The 16,004-nt window shown below is 63.3% G+C and carries 12 protein-coding genes; 5 read left to right on the forward strand and 7 right to left on the reverse strand.

The annotated features are described in order from the left end of the window. Positions 1–7: 7 nt before the first annotated feature. On the reverse strand, positions 8–802 hold the full coding sequence (gene recO, locus GY769_05140; protein MCP4201303.1) for a DNA repair protein RecO: 795 nt from the start codon (positions 800–802) through the stop codon (positions 8–10). Positions 803–828: 26 nt separating this feature from the next. After that, on the reverse strand, positions 829–2,247 hold the full coding sequence (mgtE, locus tag GY769_05145; protein ID MCP4201304.1) for a magnesium transporter: 1,419 nt from the start codon (positions 2,245–2,247) through the stop codon (positions 829–831). Positions 2,248–2,425: 178 nt separating this feature from the next. On the opposite strand from mgtE, the gene GY769_05150 reads away from it, so the two are divergent. Genes GY769_05150 through GY769_05160 form a run of 3 tightly spaced genes read left to right on the forward strand, consistent with a single transcriptional unit; the run spans position 2,426 to position 6,448 of the window. Beyond that, positions 2,426–3,997, forward strand: coding sequence for a VWA domain-containing protein (locus GY769_05150; protein MCP4201305.1), 1,572 nt, complete (start codon positions 2,426–2,428; stop codon positions 3,995–3,997). Next, positions 3,969–4,976, forward strand: coding sequence for a DUF1566 domain-containing protein (locus GY769_05155; protein MCP4201306.1), 1,008 nt, complete (start codon positions 3,969–3,971; stop codon positions 4,974–4,976). Before GY769_05150 ends, GY769_05155 begins: the two co-directional genes overlap by 29 nt. Further along, positions 4,973–6,448, forward strand: a complete 1,476-nt coding sequence (locus GY769_05160) for a hypothetical protein (GenBank protein ID MCP4201307.1) — start codon at positions 4,973–4,975, stop codon at positions 6,446–6,448. The genes GY769_05155 and GY769_05160 overlap by 4 nt, the downstream gene beginning before the upstream one ends. Positions 6,449–6,461: 13 nt before the next feature. Here GY769_05160 and GY769_05165 read toward each other — a convergent pair whose 3' ends face one another. Continuing rightward, the gene (locus GY769_05165) at positions 6,462–7,046 is read right to left on the reverse strand and encodes a hypothetical protein (protein MCP4201308.1); all 585 of its coding nucleotides are present in this window, start codon (positions 7,044–7,046) and stop codon (positions 6,462–6,464) included. Between the two features lie 150 nt (positions 7,047–7,196). On the opposite strand from GY769_05165, the gene aceK reads away from it, so the two are divergent. Next, on the forward strand, positions 7,197–8,939 hold the full coding sequence (gene aceK, locus GY769_05170) for a bifunctional isocitrate dehydrogenase kinase/phosphatase (protein MCP4201309.1): 1,743 nt from the start codon (positions 7,197–7,199) through the stop codon (positions 8,937–8,939). A gap of 32 nt (positions 8,940–8,971) precedes the next feature. On the opposite strand, the gene GY769_05175 is transcribed toward aceK, so the two are convergent. The 3 genes from GY769_05175 to GY769_05185 form a co-directional block, all read right to left on the reverse strand. Beyond that, a complete protein-coding gene (locus GY769_05175; GenBank protein ID MCP4201310.1) occupies positions 8,972–11,248 on the reverse strand; it encodes an isocitrate lyase family protein in 2,277 nt (758 codons plus the stop codon). Next, positions 11,248–13,179, reverse strand: a complete 1,932-nt coding sequence (locus GY769_05180) for a malate synthase (protein MCP4201311.1) — start codon at positions 13,177–13,179, stop codon at positions 11,248–11,250. The genes GY769_05175 and GY769_05180 overlap by 1 nt, the downstream gene beginning before the upstream one ends. Before the next feature lie 102 nt (positions 13,180–13,281). Beyond that, on the reverse strand, positions 13,282–13,707 hold the full coding sequence (locus tag GY769_05185) for a CBS domain-containing protein (protein MCP4201312.1): 426 nt from the start codon (positions 13,705–13,707) through the stop codon (positions 13,282–13,284). Between the two features lie 194 nt (positions 13,708–13,901). On the opposite strand from GY769_05185, the gene GY769_05190 reads away from it, so the two are divergent. Then, complete coding sequence (locus tag GY769_05190) at positions 13,902–15,134, forward strand: PQQ-binding-like beta-propeller repeat protein (GenBank protein ID MCP4201313.1); 1,233 nt, start codon at positions 13,902–13,904, stop codon at positions 15,132–15,134. Here GY769_05190 and GY769_05195 read toward each other — a convergent pair. Further along, on the reverse strand, positions 15,069–15,863 hold the full coding sequence (locus GY769_05195) for a cyclic nucleotide-binding domain-containing protein (protein MCP4201314.1): 795 nt from the start codon (positions 15,861–15,863) through the stop codon (positions 15,069–15,071). The genes GY769_05190 and GY769_05195 overlap by 66 nt on opposite strands. Positions 15,864–16,004 lie beyond the last annotated feature (141 nt).

Genomic DNA, 16,004 nt, shown 5'->3' on the forward strand with positions numbered 1-16,004 from the left:
TCGGTGGCTAGGCGGGAGGCCGGTCGCGGGAAAGGCCGGACAGAGTTTCCCGCATAATGCGATAGCTGTTCAACTCGTGCTGGAGAAAGGTCCGGCGAATCCTAGCGCTGATCTCCTCCATCTCACGCAGGGTCTCGGGCGGCGGCAGACGGCGGCCCATTTTTTCGAGGCTGCTACCACTGATGTCGCGCAGGAATGCCAGCGCTTGCGACGACACCGCGCGGCCGCCCGGCCCCGCGCATTCCCCGCATAGGAGCGTCTCGTCGGTCGGGGGCAAGGCGGCGCCCAGGGCCTTACCGCTCTCCGATCGCTCGCTAAACACGCGGCCACAAGCGGGACATTCCTCCGACACGCCCAGAACTCCGCTCAGCCTCAGGAGCCAGGCTTCGTAGTAGCGAGCCGCGAGATCTTGGTCGCCACCTCCGACCAGCGACTCCACCGTCGAGTCCAGAAGCCGGTACATGAGGTCGCTGTCGTCGTTGTCTTGAGCAAATGCGTTCATCTGATCGGCCAGGTAGGCTCCGAGGAGAATCCCCTCCAGCGTGCCATGCAGCTTCTCCGGGGAGCGGATGAGCTCGAGGCTCGAGACCCTCACCAGATCCCGCCCCTCCTTTTCGAACCATGTGGCCTCCACTTTGGCCAGGGGCTGGAGCTGCCCGGCGAAGCGACTGTACTTGCGCCGTGCGCCGTTGGCAACGCCCCGCTTCTTGCCTCTGTCCCGGGTCAGGAAGACCACGATCCGGTCGTACTCCTGGAGGTCCAGGACGTCGAGCACGATGGCCTCTCCGGATTGAAGTCCCATGGGCAGCTCGTTTGCCGACCGCCTTGCTACGGGACCAGGTAACTGATCAAGAGCGAGGCCAGGCCGAAGTAGATGATGATCCCGGTGATGTCGTTCGAAGTGGTCACCAGGGGGCCCGCCGCGACCGCCGGGTCGATGCCCAGCCTCTCGAATACCAAGGGAATGAAAGCACCGTTGACCGATGCCACCACTATCGCGAGAAACAGGGAGACACCTACCACGGCCGCATAGGGCAGCAACGCGACATCGCCTTCCAGATCGAGCAGGGGGAGATTGGGCATGACGTAAGCTCCGACCGCTGCCAGCGCCGCACACGCAAGGCCGATGAGCGCTCCGACCTTGAACTGCTGCCAGAGGAACTGGCGCGAGGTCCCCCGCTGGAGAGTGATCCTTCCGGTCGCGAGACCGCGAACCGCGATCGTCGACGTCTGGCTGCCGATGTTGCCGCCCATGCCCATCACCACGGGCACGAACGGCAACAGAAACAGGGCCTGACTCAGTTGGATCTCGAACCAATGAATCAGGAGACCGGCCACGGCCAGGCCGACCAGATTCACCACCAGCCAGGGAAAACGGATCCTGAAGACCTTGAACGAATGATCCTGATAGACGATCTCGTCGTCCGAGGTACCCACCATCTTGAAGAAGTCCTCGGTGGCCTCCTCTCGAACCACATCGATGATGTCGTCTACCGTGACGATCCCAACGAGTTTGTTGTCGAGGTCGGTAACCGGAATCGCCAGCAGGTCGTACCGGCTCGCCAGGCTCGCCACCTCCTCCTGGTCCGTGTCGATGTTGGCCCGGATGATCGAGCGCGACATCAGGCTCGCCAGGGGCGTGCCCGGCGGATTGAGCAACAGCTGCCTCAGCGAGGTAACTCCAACCAGGTGCCCCTCCGCGTCGACGACGTAGAGGTAGAAGATGTTGTCTACATCCTCGCCTTCCTGAATGGCACCGATTGCTTCGCCGACCGTGGTCTTCTCGGGCAGGGCGAGAAAGTGCGAGTCCATGATCCGACCGGCGGAATCGTCCTCGTAGGTCAGGTGCTCCTGGACCTCTTCCAGATCGGGCTGCTCGGTCAGCTCCATCACCGAGGCCCTCAGATCGTCCGGAAGGTCTTCGACCACCGCAACCGCGTCGTCGACCGGCATCTCCCCCAGCAGGTCCGCGATCTCTTCCGGCTCGAGCTCCTCGAATACCCGGGTGCGCAGCGAGGGTTCGAGCTCGGTCAGGACATCGCCGGCGCTGTCGCGGTAGTCCGCGAGCAGAATGCGAAAGACGCCGGCTTGCTCTGAAGGCATCAAGCCCCGCAGTTGCAGGGCGACATCCTCGGGCCGAGTCTTGGCCAGCAACTTCGAGACATGAGCTCGCGCCCCGCGCCGCACGAGGCGGCGAAAGGTAGAGCCCAGCAGCTCCGCTTTTCGGGGCGAAACGATCGGTTCCATAAGGCCGGGAATGGTAGCATAGGCGGCTCTCGTTGAGACGCTTCTAGAGGTGGGAAAACCCTTGAACCATCGCCACTTATCGCAGAGCTGCCGGTCGGTGTTCGCGGCCGGCCGGACGAGCGCTTCGAGAGCGGCGCGGGCATCGGCGGTGGCTGCGCGGACGCGGACCCTGAGCTTGATGCTCGTCTCACTCCTGTCGGGACCGCTCGGCGCCATTCCCGGCTTGGGCAACGCACCCGCCGGGGCGGCCGTACGCTCCTTCGAGCTCAGCCAAACGGCGCTCCTCGAGGCGAGCCCTACCGCGATTCGCTCCTACGCCAGGGTCCTGGACGAACGCAACGAGCCCATCTTCCATCTCGAAGGCACCACGATCACCGCCTCTCTCGGTGACCGAGAGCTGGACCTGCGCGGCGTCGAGTCCTTTCACCAGAGTGGCGAGGGTGTTGCTTACATCTTCCTGGTGGACATTTCCCGGTCACTCAGCGATCGCGAGTTCGCTCTGATTCAGAGATCGCTCGAGAACTGGATGATCGGCCTGCGGCCGCAAGACCGGGCCGCCATCTTGGCGTTCGGCGACGAGAGTCGGCTGGTCGTGGATTTCACCAATGAAGCCGCTCGGCTAAGAGAGAGCGTCAACGCGTTGGGCCCGACCGACGGCTCCACGGTTCTGTTCGAGGCCCTCCACGACGGTTTCGAGTTGGCTCGCCGACGCGATACCGATCTGCCTGGCCGGCGCGTCCTCATCGTGCTGACCGACGGTCGCGACGAGGGCAGCGGTTGGTCCCTCGACGACACGCTCTCGATTCTTCGCCAGGATCCAGCGCCGATCTACGCGATCGGTCTCAGCCGAATCCGAGACCAGGCCGAGAGGAGCAGTTACCTGCAGCTCTTGAGACGACTGGCAACCAACTCGGGCGGCGCCTTCTTCGAAGGGAGCACCGAGACCTTGAACGACTCCTACGGCGCGATCCGGGAAGCCATTCACAACGTCTGGGTGCTTGATTTTTCCTGTGCCGGCTGCAAGCGTGATGGCGAGAGCTACAGGCTGCAGGCCAACCTCTCGGACGGCGAACGCGTCCTGTCCGATGGCCAGGCGATTCGGCTCCTGCCGCCCGCCAGCCCGGTGGAGGCGGAGGGCGCCGAGGCCCAGCCCCTCGAGCCGAAAGCCGAGCCGGAAGCGGAGAGCGAGTCGCTCGCCAGGGCACCGAGCCCGAGCGGGGCATCCGGATGGAGCTGGCTCTGGCTGGCACTGCCGGTTCTCGCGGCTCTGGCAGCCGGCTGGTTGGTTTGGAATCGCCGAACTCCTGGCGCGATCACGCCCGAGGCCGATCTCGACAGCCTGCCCCCGGTGGCGCCTGTGGAAACCCCGAGCTACACCACGGACAACGGCCTCGTGACCAGCAGACCGCCTCGTCCGATCAAGCTTCGAGTCGTTCGGCTGATCGTCGTCCGTGGGAAGAACCCGGGCAAGCAGTACAGCGTGACTCTCCTGGAGAAGGCCGTCGTGGGAGCCCGGTCGACCTGTGACTGCGTATTGTTCGACGAGCCCGGTGTCTCGCCCGAGCAGTTCGAGCTCTATCAAATGGACGGACACGTCTTCCTGCGAAACCTCTCGAAGGACAACCCCACGCTAGTCGATGGCTTGCCGACCGAAAGCCAGCACAGGATTCAAAGCGAAGCGCTCGTGGGCACGCGCGATTTCATCGTGCGAGTGATTTTCGGTGAAGGGCGTGCGACGGCCCGAGTCTGACAGGCACCCGCGCCTGATCGCGGCGCGAATCGCCGCGTGGTTGCTGGGCGTACTCCTGGCTTCGGCACTACCCGCGCCGCCGATCTATGCTACTTCGCAAGAGCCGTGGAAGCCGGCCGCCCCGGTCCAGAAGCCCGATGGGCCCATCGAAGCCGAGGCCGGTGAGGAATCTCCCGGCGATTCTACAGACACCGAAACGACCGTCGGCGAAGAGCCGGTCAAGGTGGCTACGCTGGTGTTCACGACCGATGCGCCATGCAGCCTGATCGTCGGCGGCGTTTCGAAGGGATCGGTCGAACCGGATGAACCGTTGGAAGTCGAAGTCGAGTTCCTGGAGCTCCGGGTCTCGGCGCTCTCCTCCGAGGTCGCCTTCGCGCGCTGGGACGAGGACCTCGAGCTCGAGCTGGACGAAACCCGAGAGGTCGCGATTCCGATGCTGGAGGCGATCGAAGAGCAGAGGAAGAAGGAGCGCCGCGAATTGGTGTTCCGCAACATCGATAGTGGCCTGATGTGGACGCGGCGCGACAACGCCAGGGATGTCGCCTGGACCGGCGCCGCAGCGTACTGTGAAGCTCTCGAGCTGGGCGGTTTCGAGAACTGGCGCCTGCCTTCGATCGAAGAGCTCGAAACCCTCGAGGCGATGTGGTCGATCAGGCCTCTCAAGGTGGCCGACCAGATTCTGCTGTCGGCCTGTTGCCTCTGGAGCTCGACCGAAGGTACCGACAATTCGGTCTGGAGCCTGGACTTTCGGTTCCGTCGAGAGTTCGAGCTCAACCGCAGTCTGTCTTTCGGGCTCAGGGCGCTCTGCCGGAGAGACATGACCGCCGAAGAGCTCGCGGAGGCCCGACTGGCTGCGGATCCAAAGGAACAGAAACGCCGCCTGAAGGAAAAGCGCCGCCGCCAGGACGAAAAAAAACGCCGCGAAGAGGCGAAAGCCCAACGACAAGCCCCGACCGAAGAACCGGAGAAAGAGCCATGAGTCATCGAAGCCTAGCCTTCATCTGTTTCACGTGCTTGCTCGTAGCAGCGGTCGAAGCGCGGGCGCTGACTTATGTACCGGTCTCCGATGGCGACCTCGTGGACCGCTCGGACGTGATCGTTCGGGCCGAGGTCGCCTCCGTTCGGGTCACCGACGAGACCGGCGGAGTGACGACGGCCTACCGCTTCGCGGTTCTCGAGTCCTTCAAGGGGCCGGATCCGGGCGCGGAGCTGACCGTTCATGTGCCCGGCGGAATCGACCTCGACGACGGCCTCGCGGTGAAGGTCTTCGGGACACCGGAGTTCTCGACCGGACAGACGGCTCTGCTCTTTCTCGCGGCTCGTCCGGATCACGGCTACCGGGTTCTGCACGTGTTTCAGGGTGCTTTTCTCGAGCGCATCGCCGCCGGGCGACGCGTCTTCGAGCGACCCGGCGTCGAAGCCTTCGCGGTCGAGCGAGTCGCCCCGCTGACTCGAAGTCGCACCGAGAGAGCGCCGCTTCGAATCCGACCGGCGGAACGAGTGCCGCGCGATGGCGCTCTCTTCGAGCGCTGGATCGCGGATCGCCTTGCCGGTGCCCATCGCGCGGGCGACTATCTGATGCCCGAGTTGCCCGCTTCGGAGTCACGATTGCAGCCGCTAGTGTCGGAGTTCACCTACCTGATCGGCGATGATCTGTTGATTCGCTGGTTCGATTTCGACGACGGCGACAAGGTCGGCTGGCATCGTCACCAGGATGGACAGGAGGGGTTCTCGAAAGGCGGATCCAAGGAGTTCAAGAAAGCCCGCAACGCCTGGAAGAAAAGGCACTCCGGTGTGCCGATCAAGCTCTCGAACCGCGGCGCGACCTCCTCGACAACCGGCTTCACGGTCTCGGACGCCCGCAACACTCTGCTCCACAGAGACTTCAACGACTCGATCGGCGAAGACTTCGATTGCGAGGAGGGAGGAGTGCTCGCCATCGGCGGGCTTTCCGCCACCGACCTGATACCGGTGATCTGGAAAGGCCTGGCGACGGTGGCCGCGAGAGAAGCCGAGATCGTCATGAACGACGCAATCGACTGCTTCCTGGAGGGAGACAAGAAGGCCGTAGCCCAGATCTACGCGCACGAGCTCGGACACACGCTCGGGCTGGGCCATTCTTGCGGCGATTCGTCCAGCCCCAAGTGCTCCAAGAGCGAATTCCTTGCCGACGCGCTCATGGTCGCCAGCCTCGACTGGATTTTCGGTGCCGAGCTCCACGACGATGACGTTCTGGCCGCACGCCAGCTCTACGACGAGGATTTCTGGGCGGCGGCCTGCGAAAAAAGGGTCCCCGGGGCCAAGAGCTTCTGCAGCAAGTGCGGTCCCTGCGGCGAAGGCCAGGGGAACTGCCGTAACGACAGCGACTGCTTCGGCAGCCTGGTCTGCGCCAAGGACGTAGGCGCGGGCTTCGGGTTCGACGCCAATACCGACGTCTGCACGGCGCCTTAGGCTCGCCGATCTACTATCGGACTCTCCGAGCGTCGATAAAGAACACCCCTTCCACCCAGGTCTCGCCGCCGTCGAACGAGCGGTCCTTGCGCCATTTCCAGGAGTTTTCGGTGATGTCGTGAAAGGTATTGCGATCGATGAACGGTCGGTCCTGTCGGTCTCGACCCTCACCACCGGTCATCACCATCGTCGTCCCGACTTGTTCGGATTCGAAGTATTTCCATTGCAGGCTGCCCGCGGACAGCCAGCGGTTGTCCCACGTCCGGGTCTGGGGATTGAACGAGCGGATATTCGTACCGTAGAACCGCGCACCGTCGGGCTGCTTTGAAACCCAATCGTCCTGGATGGCCCACCCGTCGAGAATGTAGTAAAAGGTCCAGGTGGCCGGCGCAGTCGGCTGGATCGAGCCATCCGCCTGCATTCCGCGTGTTTTGCATTCCCACTCGCCGATCGCGAACGAGAACTGGGCGGTCTCGGGCGGCGCCGCGGAGTTCAGGCTTCCGAAGTCACTCCTGGCCGGGACGGCCTCGCCATAGGCTGCGGCGGACACCAGGGGCACGACGGCCAGGAGTGCGGTAAGGGATCGAGCTATCGGCATGTTCGTCTCCAGAGTCAGTCCACGGTTGCCGGCGGGGATACCCCCCTTACATACGGCACCGGCGCGGTCGAGGTTTAGAACCTTGACAGACCGAGGCCGAAGCCCCGTATAGTCGTCAACGGACCCGAGCCGGCTCACGGTAGCGATGCCATGACCTTTATTGTCCCACCAGAGCGCGCCGCCGACACGATCCTCCGAGGGTTCGACGACCACCACGATCGCTTCCGCGCCATGACTCGCCGTGCCAGAAAGCGCTTCGAGCGGCGCGACTGGGACGGCATCCGGTGGGACACGGTCAAACGGCTCGAGCTCTACGATCAGTGCATCGAGGAGACGATCGAGGCTCTCCGAGAACAGCTGCAAGAGAGCTTCGAGAACCGCGACGCGTGGGCTCCGATCAAACAAGCGTATACGCACGCCATCTTGGGCAGGAACGATTTCGAGCTTGCCGAGACCTACTTCAACTCGTTGACCCGCAAGGTCTTTCCGCATGTCGGTGTAGACCCACGGATCGACTATGTTTCGCGTGACTTTCCGCTGCCCTTTAGGGGATGGGAGATGGCGAGTGCCCGCATGTACGGCGTCCGGCGCATCGACGAGATGCTGATAAGGAAGATACTCGAGGACGCCGACTTCCGAGTCCCGTTCAAGGATCTCACGGGCGACGCCCGGCTGGTCGCGAATCGGGTCGAGCAGACCGTCACCGAGACCTTCGGGCATCACGAGATCGAGGCGGTTGACGTGCTCGAGCCGATCTTCATTCGCAACAAGGCGGCCTACGTGGTTGGCAGAATGCGCCGAGGCGATACCGTGTTGCCGCTGGTGCTCGCCATCCTCAACCATGACCAGGGGCTCGAAGTCGACGCCGTGCTGCTGTCCGAGGAGGACACCAGCATTCTGTTCAGTTTCGCCCGCTGGTACCTCCACGCGGATCTAGCCAGCCCGCGCGAGGTCATCGGCTTTCTCCACTCGATCCTGCCTCGCAAACGAGTCTCTGAGCTATACATCTCGCTGGGCTACAACAAGCATGGCAAGAGCGAGTTCTTCGCCGACCTCGTCTCGAACATCGAGAGCCTGGACGAGCAGTTCGTGGTGGCACCGGGTCAGCCCGGCCTGGTGATGTCGGTCTTTACCCTGCCATCGTTCGAGTTCGTCTTCAAGGTGATCAAGGATGTCTTCCCGTCCTCGAAGTCGACGACCCGAGACGAGATCCGCGGCAAGTACCGCCAGGTCCTGCTCCATGACCGCGTTGGACGACTCGTCGATTACCAGGTCTTCGAGCATGTCAAGTTCTCGAAGAGGCGCTTCAGCAAGGAGCTTCTAGACGAACTGCTGGAGGTAGCCGGCAGAACCGTGGTGCTCGACGGCGACGAGGTCGTGATCCAGCACATGTACGTCGGCCGCCGCGTGACGCCGCTCGATGTGTTCCTCCTGTCCGCCAGCCCGGAGGAGGCCGAGGCCGCGGTTCTCGATTGGGGACAGACCCTCAAGGACCTCGCAGCGGCCGACATTTTCACGGGCGACATACTGCTCAAGAACTTCGGCCTGACGCGGCACGGACGAGTCGTCTTCTACGACTACGACGAGGTCAGCCACGTGAGCACACGGAACTTTCGCCGCCTCCCGAAACCTCGCAACGAGTTCGAGGAGATGGCCTCCGAGCCCTGGTTCTCGGTCGCCGAGGAGGACGTTTTCCCCGAGGAGCTCAACTCCTTCCTGGGTTTCTCGGGCGCGCTACGGCAAGCCTTCGAGCGAAGCCATGGCGACCTCGCCGGAGTCGGGTTCTGGAAGGCCGTGCAAGAGCGGATCCGAGCCGGCGAGGTGATCGAGTTCCACCCCTACCGGGAGTGCCACCGCCTGGTGCGCACCGAGCCGGCCGAAGTGCCGGCCTAGTACCGGGGACACCATTCTTTGGTGTCCCCGATCTACACCGACACCGGCACCGGCGCCCGTGTCTTGTCGATCAGCCGGGTCAGCTCGACGCGATCGGGATTGAGCAGCTCCTCCACACCTTGGAAATCCACATCGGCCACGATGATGTGTCCGACCTCGCTGTGAACATCCGCGAACAGACCGTGGGTCTTCATCTTCTCGGTCTGGTACTTGTTGTCCTCGGTCGGACTCACGTAGTGCACCGAGTCGATCCTGTAGCGATGGATCAAGAACAGGTGAACCAGGGTCATCAGGCGCTTCTTGCGCAATGCCGTGTCGAAGGTGTTCTGGTCTCGCACCGAGAGGATGTTCCGGCCCCGCCGGTCCTTGATCACCGCAAACACGACGTTGGCCACCTTCTCTCCCGGCTCGTCCAACACGCTGAGCTCCAGAAGCTCGGACCCCGCGGTGTGAGGTCGCATCTCCACCCGCAGCCGCCCCAGCTCGTAGTACGCGGTCCACATGTCGATCCACTCCTCGAGCAGAGCTCGCGGCACCTCGGTCTGAACCAGATGCTGGAATTGGGTCGAGCCCTTACCCATGGCTTTCGTGGTCGCGCTCCGCCCCGAGGAGGCCATGAGTGCGCCGTCGAGCCTCGGGCCGCCGACCAGGCTCTGGGGTGTCTTGTAGGGCGACTGCACCAATCTGAACTTGCGCTGGAGACGGGCCAGAGCGAGCATGCCATCCTCCCGCAGCGCGGTCGCGAACTCTTCACCTGCCAACCCGTCGATCTGGTGCCCGCCGTAGGTGATGAAATTGAACACGAAGCCGAGCTTGCCCAGCTCCTCGGGGAAGCTCCTCATCTCGTCTTCGCTCATACCGGTCGTATCCCAGTTGAAGGAAGGCGATAGGTTGTAGGCGAGCATTTTCTCGGGAAACCTCGCGTGGATGGCGGTCGCGAACTTCTCGGCGTCGTCCAGATCGGCGGTCTTGGTCTCCATCCACAGGAGATCCGCGAACGGCGCCACTGCCAGTGACTTGGCGATCGCGTAGTCGATGCCTCCCAGAATCTGGTAGTAGCCCTCAGGAGTCTTGGAGAGCTCGCAGTCCCAGATGATGTTGATGCCGAGCGCGCTCGCCCGCTCCCGGGCCGCGTAAAAAGAGGCGGTATCGGCAAACTCCAGCCACTGCTCGACACTCATGTCGAGCTGCTCTCCCTCGCCGGTGCGAAACTCGACCACGTCGGCAACCGCCTGGCGGTAGGTCTTCAACCCCGCTTCGGCCTGCCAGCGCTCGAGGTAACTGGTGACGATGCCGTCGAGCAGCGCGTTCACGCTCCCTTCCCGGGTGCTCAGGAACGACTCCGCGCTCTCCGTGATCATTGCCGACAAGCCGGTTCGATCCAGCCAGGCATCCGCGGCCGCGCACTCGGCCTCGGACATGGCAAACAGAAGATGACCTCTTATCTCCTCGACTCCATGGTCGAAGAACTTCTTCGAGATCGCGATGAAGCCGGCCTTGTAGCTGGGCAGCTCGACGTTGGTCGCCCCCAGGATGAAGGGATGATCGCGCTCGTCGGAGCGACTCTCCAGGAAGGTGGCCGATTCCGCGTCGGTGCGTGCAACGATCAGGCCCGGAACTCCCATGATGTCGAGCTGAAGACGAGCCGCGTTGAGCCTCTTGATCTGCTCGTCGACGGCAACCAGAACCTTGCCGCCCTGATGGCCGCATTTCTTGACGCCGGGCTTCTGGTCTTCGATGTGGTACCCCGGCACCCCGACCTCCACGAACCTCCGGACCAGGTTCCGGACGTGGGCGTCGCCGCCGTGGCCGGTGTCGGCGTCGGCGATGATGAACGGCCGATAGTCGACCCTGGGCGCTGCTTTCCGCTCCTCTTCACTCATCCGAGCGCGGGCGAAGTGGTCGTTCTTGTCCGCCGTCAAAAGGGCCCGAACGATCGGCGCCGCCTCCTCTGGAACTCCACTCAGCGGATAGCTCGCCAGATCGGCACCCGGGTCTTCCCAAACCGACCCCTTGGCCGAAGTGGCCCAACCCCCCAGGTAGATGCCCTCGATACCCTGCCGCTTCATGGTCACGGCCTGCCCCGGAGAATAGGGTCCGAACGTGGTGATCTGCTTGCGCTCTCCGAACAGCTCCCGCAAACGCTCGAAGAAGGCTTCCGCGGCCTGGCGCGCGATCGGGTAATCGTTGCCGATGGTGCCCTGCTGCTCGGCCACTTCGCGCGGAGAGTACAAGCGCAAGACCCCATCAAAGCGGGGGCTCGAGAACCACTTCTCGATTCGGTCGATCCTGTTCGTCAATGAGCTCATCACGTCTCCTGGTTGTTGGCGTCCGCCTGATTGCGGACAAAGTCCAGGTTCTCGGTCGTCCGGGTGCCGTCGCGGCGAAAGGCGTCCATGTAGCTCTCGATCCGCTGCGCCGCGGTGGCGAGGTCGTCAATGCCCAGGTTGAGGTTGAGAAGGTCGATGTACCAGGGCGCCTTGACCTCGTCGGTGACGTAGGTCCGGACGATCTCGCGGGCGATCGGCAGCGTCGTCTTCTTGGAATTGTCGTGCACGTCCCGGTTGTCCGCCGCAAGAAGCTTCTCGTACTCCTCGACGAGAAGCCTCGCCAGGAGATCGGCGGTGAAGCGCTCGCCGGCCGCGACACCGGCTTCCGGATCGGCCTCGGTCATGGCCGCTGCCTTGTGAAGCCACTCCCAGAGAATGCTCAGCCGGATCTCGCCGGTGGCCATGTCTTCCATCAGGTAGAGCACGTCGTCGTTACCAAAGAAATCGGCTGGCTTGAGAGCAGCCGCCTGAAAACCCTGGCAAAAGGCGTTGCCGTACTGCAAGGCGACGCTCAACAGATCCCGGGCCCCGCGAACCGACCTCGGAGCCGGCTCGAGCCGCACCAGGGCATCCGCGTCCTCATCGGTGTAGGTCAGCGCCGGGAAGTCCCTGCCGAGTTGGTTTGCCTGCCCCACCTCTTCCCAGATCGGGCGCACGATGTGGACCATCTTCCAATGCGCCACCCACTTGCCGCTCGCGCCGGCCTCCTCTTCCCGACGGCCGCCGGCGACCGCGCGCTTCATGCCTGCCGCGACACCCCCGCTCGACCCCACGGGGATGTTCGGCTCCATCCCCCCCTGCCAGAGGGCGCATCGACCGTTCAGATCGGGAGTGTTCACGGCTCTGCGAACGCGGTCTTCGTAGGTGCGCATGTAGCCGTAGGTCATGGTGATGGCATCGATGTTCGGGTTGACGAAGTCCGGATCCCACGCCATGGCGTCCGAAACGCTGTTGATGTAGTCCCAGCGACCGGTGTTGTAACCGACGAAGCGGCTCCCGAGCACGGCTCGTATCTCCATGAGTTGGAAGCTGGCTTCGAGCTGTTCCACCAGAACGTAGGTCTTGACCATGCCCTCTTCGAGGCCGAGATGCATCTCGAGAGCCGAGAGCATGTGATTCCAGAGCGCGGCCTCTTCGGCGGTCTGGATTTTGGGCAGATAGAGGACGATCGACGAGCCGGCCTCTTGCAGCAGCCGGTAGTTGTTGACGACGTAAAGCGTCATGTCGACGATCGAAGCCGAGAAGCCGGTGCCGTCGGCGCTGCGAACGTGGCGATCGTCCAGGTGAAGTCCCCGAGCCCTGAAGATCTTGGTTGTGAAGTCGAGTTGCTCGAGCCAGTCGTCGATGATCGGCCGGCCGAAGAAACCTTCGGCCCATTGGTTCATTTCGGCCGCCACCTGTTCCGCGGCACGCAGGAACACGGCGTCCCTCGCGATCGCCAACATCAGGTTGCGCTGGTTGTCGAGTGACATCGACTCGACCTGGCCGAGGGCGTCCTCACCATCGAACATCCAACCATCGGCCCCCGAGAGCAGAGCGTAGGCGACATTCCGAATGCTGCTCTCCACCGGGGAACGAGGCTTGGCCGCCGGCCCCGTGCCCTGAATCCACTGACGCTCGAGGTCGGTGGGAATCTCGCTGCCGACGAACCGACCGGCCCTGGCGTCCTCGACCCGGATCTGGGTCCTCGGGATGACCGCGTTGGGATCCAGGAAACCAATGCGCCTGCGGTCTCGAAAGCGCTCGGCCCGCCGTTCAATCCTGGCCGCCATCACCGTGCGCCGGTCCTCGTTGAACGGCGCCAGAAAGGCCATGGCCTTCAGGGCTTGCGGCGTGAAGATGTCGTCGTAGGAGCTGGCGAGGTTGTCGCGAATCTCCAGGGTGCTCTTCTTCACAGCAAAGGCATCCATGTCCTGCCTCCTTCGTGGCTAGCTAACCAAACCGAGCCTGCTGCCGGTACACCCTTTCGGGTAGTGATCGGCCGAGAGCCGTCGAGCATGAGCCGCGACGGGTTAGCTGGTGATGTAGTTCTCGAGCTGCTGGATCACGAACTCCTGGTCCGCGATCTTGGCCTTGACCACATCTCCGATGGTCACGATTCCGAGCAACTCGGCGCCCTCGACCACCGGCAGGTGCCGGATTCGTTTGGCCGTCATCAGCGCCATGGCGTCGTCGATGGTCTGATCCGGCCGAACGCAGCACGGATCCGGGCTCATGATCTCGCGTACCGGGGTCTTGCGCGAGCCGCGGCCAAGCAGTACGACCTTACGAGCGTAGTCACGCTCGCTCAGGATCCCGATCAGCCGTCCCTCCTCCACGACCACGACCGCACCGATCTTCTTCTCGGCCAGAAGCTCCAAGGCCTCGAAAACCGTCGCCTCGGGCCCAATCGACCAGATGTCGCTGCCCTTATCCGCAAGAATCTGCTGAATCTTCATTGGCCTCGCCCCTTCCGGAGTTCGGGCGATTGTAACTCTATTCGACAGGCGCTCGGGTTAACTCTCACGCCCGGTCTCCGTACAATAGCTAGAACGCCGCCATTACCTGACCCATTACCTTAAAGGATACGCTCGTGAGCCCACCCCACGTCCCAGCCCTGCTGATAGCACTAACGATCGCCCAAGGGGCGGCCTTGGGCGCCGCCGATTGGCCCCAGTGGCGGGGCCTCGCCCGAGATGGACGTTCGCCCGAGATGGGCCTTCTTCAGGAATGGCCCGAAGGCGGTCCACCCCTGGCATGGCAGGCCACGGGCCTGGGCTCCGGCTTTTCCAGCCTCTCCGTTTCCAACGGCCGCATCTACACCCTCGGCGACCACGAAGACGGACAGTACGCGCAAGCCCTCAAGGAAGCAGACGGCAGCCCGCTGTGGAGCAGCAAGATCGGTCCGACCTGGAACGATCGATATCTGGGTCCGCGCTCGACACCGACCGTAGACGGAGCGCATATCTACGTCACCAACACCGAGGGCGATGTGATCTGCCTCGAGTCCGCGACCGGTGACGAGGTCTGGCGCCGAAGCCTGCCCGAGGATTTCGGCAGCCATTTGATGCAGGCAATGGGCACTACCGACTGGAAATACGCCGAATCACCGTTGGTCGATGGCGATCGTGTCATCGTGACCCCTGGGGTCACCGGCGCCGCGCTGGTCGCCCTCGACAAGACCACCGGGGAGGAGATCTGGCGGGCGCGAATCGGCCGCCTGGGCTCGCAAGGAGCCTACGGCGCGGGCTACTCCTCGGCCGTGATCTCGCACGGCGCCGGCATCAAGCACTACGTCCAGTTCATCGGCCGCGGCCTGATCGGAATCGAGGCCGAAACCGGCAAGTTCCTCTGGGGCTACAACAGAGTCGCCAACGATATCGCCAATATCGCCACTCCGCTCGTGGACGGTGATCACGTCTTCGCCTCCAGCGGCTATGGCACCGGCGCGGCCCTGCTTCGGCTGAAACCCGACGGTGAGGGCGGCATCGAAGCCGAGGAGATCTACTTCCTCGAGGCGAACACCTTCCAGAATCACCACGGCGGCATGATTCTCGACGACGGCTACATCTTTACGGGAACCGGCCACAACAACGGCTTCCCGCTCGCCGTCAAGCTCGCAAACGGCGAAGTTGCCTGGGGTCCTGAGCGCAATCAGGGCAACCGCTCGGCGGCCGTCACCTACGCCAACGGGCGCATCTACTTTCGCTATGAGAACGGCCGGATGATTCTCGTCGATGCGAGTCCGGAGGGCTACAGAGAGCGAGGCAGCTTCGAGATCCCGGGTGTGAGCCATCCGAGCTGGTCTCATCCAGTGATCTCAGGCGGGAGGCTCTACCTGCGGGAGCAGGACAGTCTGTTCGCCTACGATGTCAAGTCGCCCTAGAAGCCGGTGCAGGGCCCCGGCGATTCTCAGCTCGTGATCGGGGGGAGTTTCCGTGAACGCGATCCCGAGCCGGTCGTTCTTGCGCCAGGCGACTCGGCCATGCGCGCTAAAGAGCGCGGTTGCGGGATCGATCCCAATCGACAGAGCAGCGCCCTTCTCGATATCCCAACCTTCGGGCAACCCACTCAAGCAGACGCCTCCCATCGAGAGGTTCTCGACCTGTATCGGTAGTGGCTCATGACTCTCCATCCGGAGCTCGGCAGGGCAGCCGATTCGAACCCGCGCTTCTCTGCGCCGAGCCAGCTCGGCTTGGGAGGACCGGTTCTCGAAGGAATAGGTGAGCGCTGTTTTCGACAGTTTGAGAGCGAGGGAATCGTACCCATGAGCCAGCTCCAGCAGACTCGCTCCACTCAGTCTCAAGAGCGTCGTTGAGCCCGAGGACCTGGCCGATAGAGTCCGACCGGAGCCCTGCAGAACACCTACTTCCCCGAACACGCCCCCCGGCTCGACCCGTGCCTTGAGTCCGACCACCTCCCCCTTCCGGTCGGAAAACAGCACCACGGCACCGGTCTTCACGACGAAGATGTGCCTGGACGGATCCCCCACCCGGAACACGACTTCGTCGTCCTCGAAGTCGATCGTCTCGAAGAACTCGGCGACCAGCCGGCACAGGTCCAGTGGCAGTTCTTGGAACAGATCGATCTCAGCAAGAAAGTCGGCGTTGTTCATCAGGTGGGTCTCCAAAGTGCGACTCGGACATCGGCGAGAACTCGCCGGAGTCAGACTAGGAGATCGCTGGACGTTCTGTCTATGGAGGGCTCGACAATGCCGAAGCGAACGGCCTCCTGCACCAACCGGCTCCGAGCCTCT

Source organism: bacterium (assembly GCA_024224155.1).
In the GTDB taxonomy this organism is placed as follows: Bacteria; Acidobacteriota; Thermoanaerobaculia; order Multivoradales; family JAHEKO01; genus CALZIK01.

Bases quoted from the DNA above. Each gene is read 5' to 3' on its own strand.
- GY769_05160 (MCP4201307.1), top strand. From the start codon at position 4,973: ATGAGTCATCGAAGCCTAGCCTTCATCTGTTTCACGTGCTTGCTCGTA.
- GY769_05175 (MCP4201310.1), bottom strand. From the start codon at position 11,248: ATGAGCTCATTGACGAACAGGATCGACCGAATCGAGAAGTGGTTCTCG.
- GY769_05195 (MCP4201314.1), bottom strand. From the start codon at position 15,863: ATGAACAACGCCGACTTTCTTGCTGAGATCGATCTGTTCCAAGAACTG.
- GY769_05180 (MCP4201311.1), bottom strand. From the start codon at position 13,179: ATGGATGCCTTTGCTGTGAAGAAGAGCACCCTGGAGATTCGCGACAAC.
- aceK (MCP4201309.1), top strand. From the start codon at position 7,197: ATGACCTTTATTGTCCCACCAGAGCGCGCCGCCGACACGATCCTCCGA.
- GY769_05150 (MCP4201305.1), top strand. From the start codon at position 2,426: ATGCTCGTCTCACTCCTGTCGGGACCGCTCGGCGCCATTCCCGGCTTG.
- GY769_05165 (MCP4201308.1), bottom strand. From the start codon at position 7,046: ATGCCGATAGCTCGATCCCTTACCGCACTCCTGGCCGTCGTGCCCCTG.
- recO (MCP4201303.1), bottom strand. From the start codon at position 802: ATGGGACTTCAATCCGGAGAGGCCATCGTGCTCGACGTCCTGGACCTC.
- mgtE (MCP4201304.1), bottom strand. From the start codon at position 2,247: ATGGAACCGATCGTTTCGCCCCGAAAAGCGGAGCTGCTGGGCTCTACC.
- GY769_05185 (MCP4201312.1), bottom strand. From the start codon at position 13,707: ATGAAGATTCAGCAGATTCTTGCGGATAAGGGCAGCGACATCTGGTCG.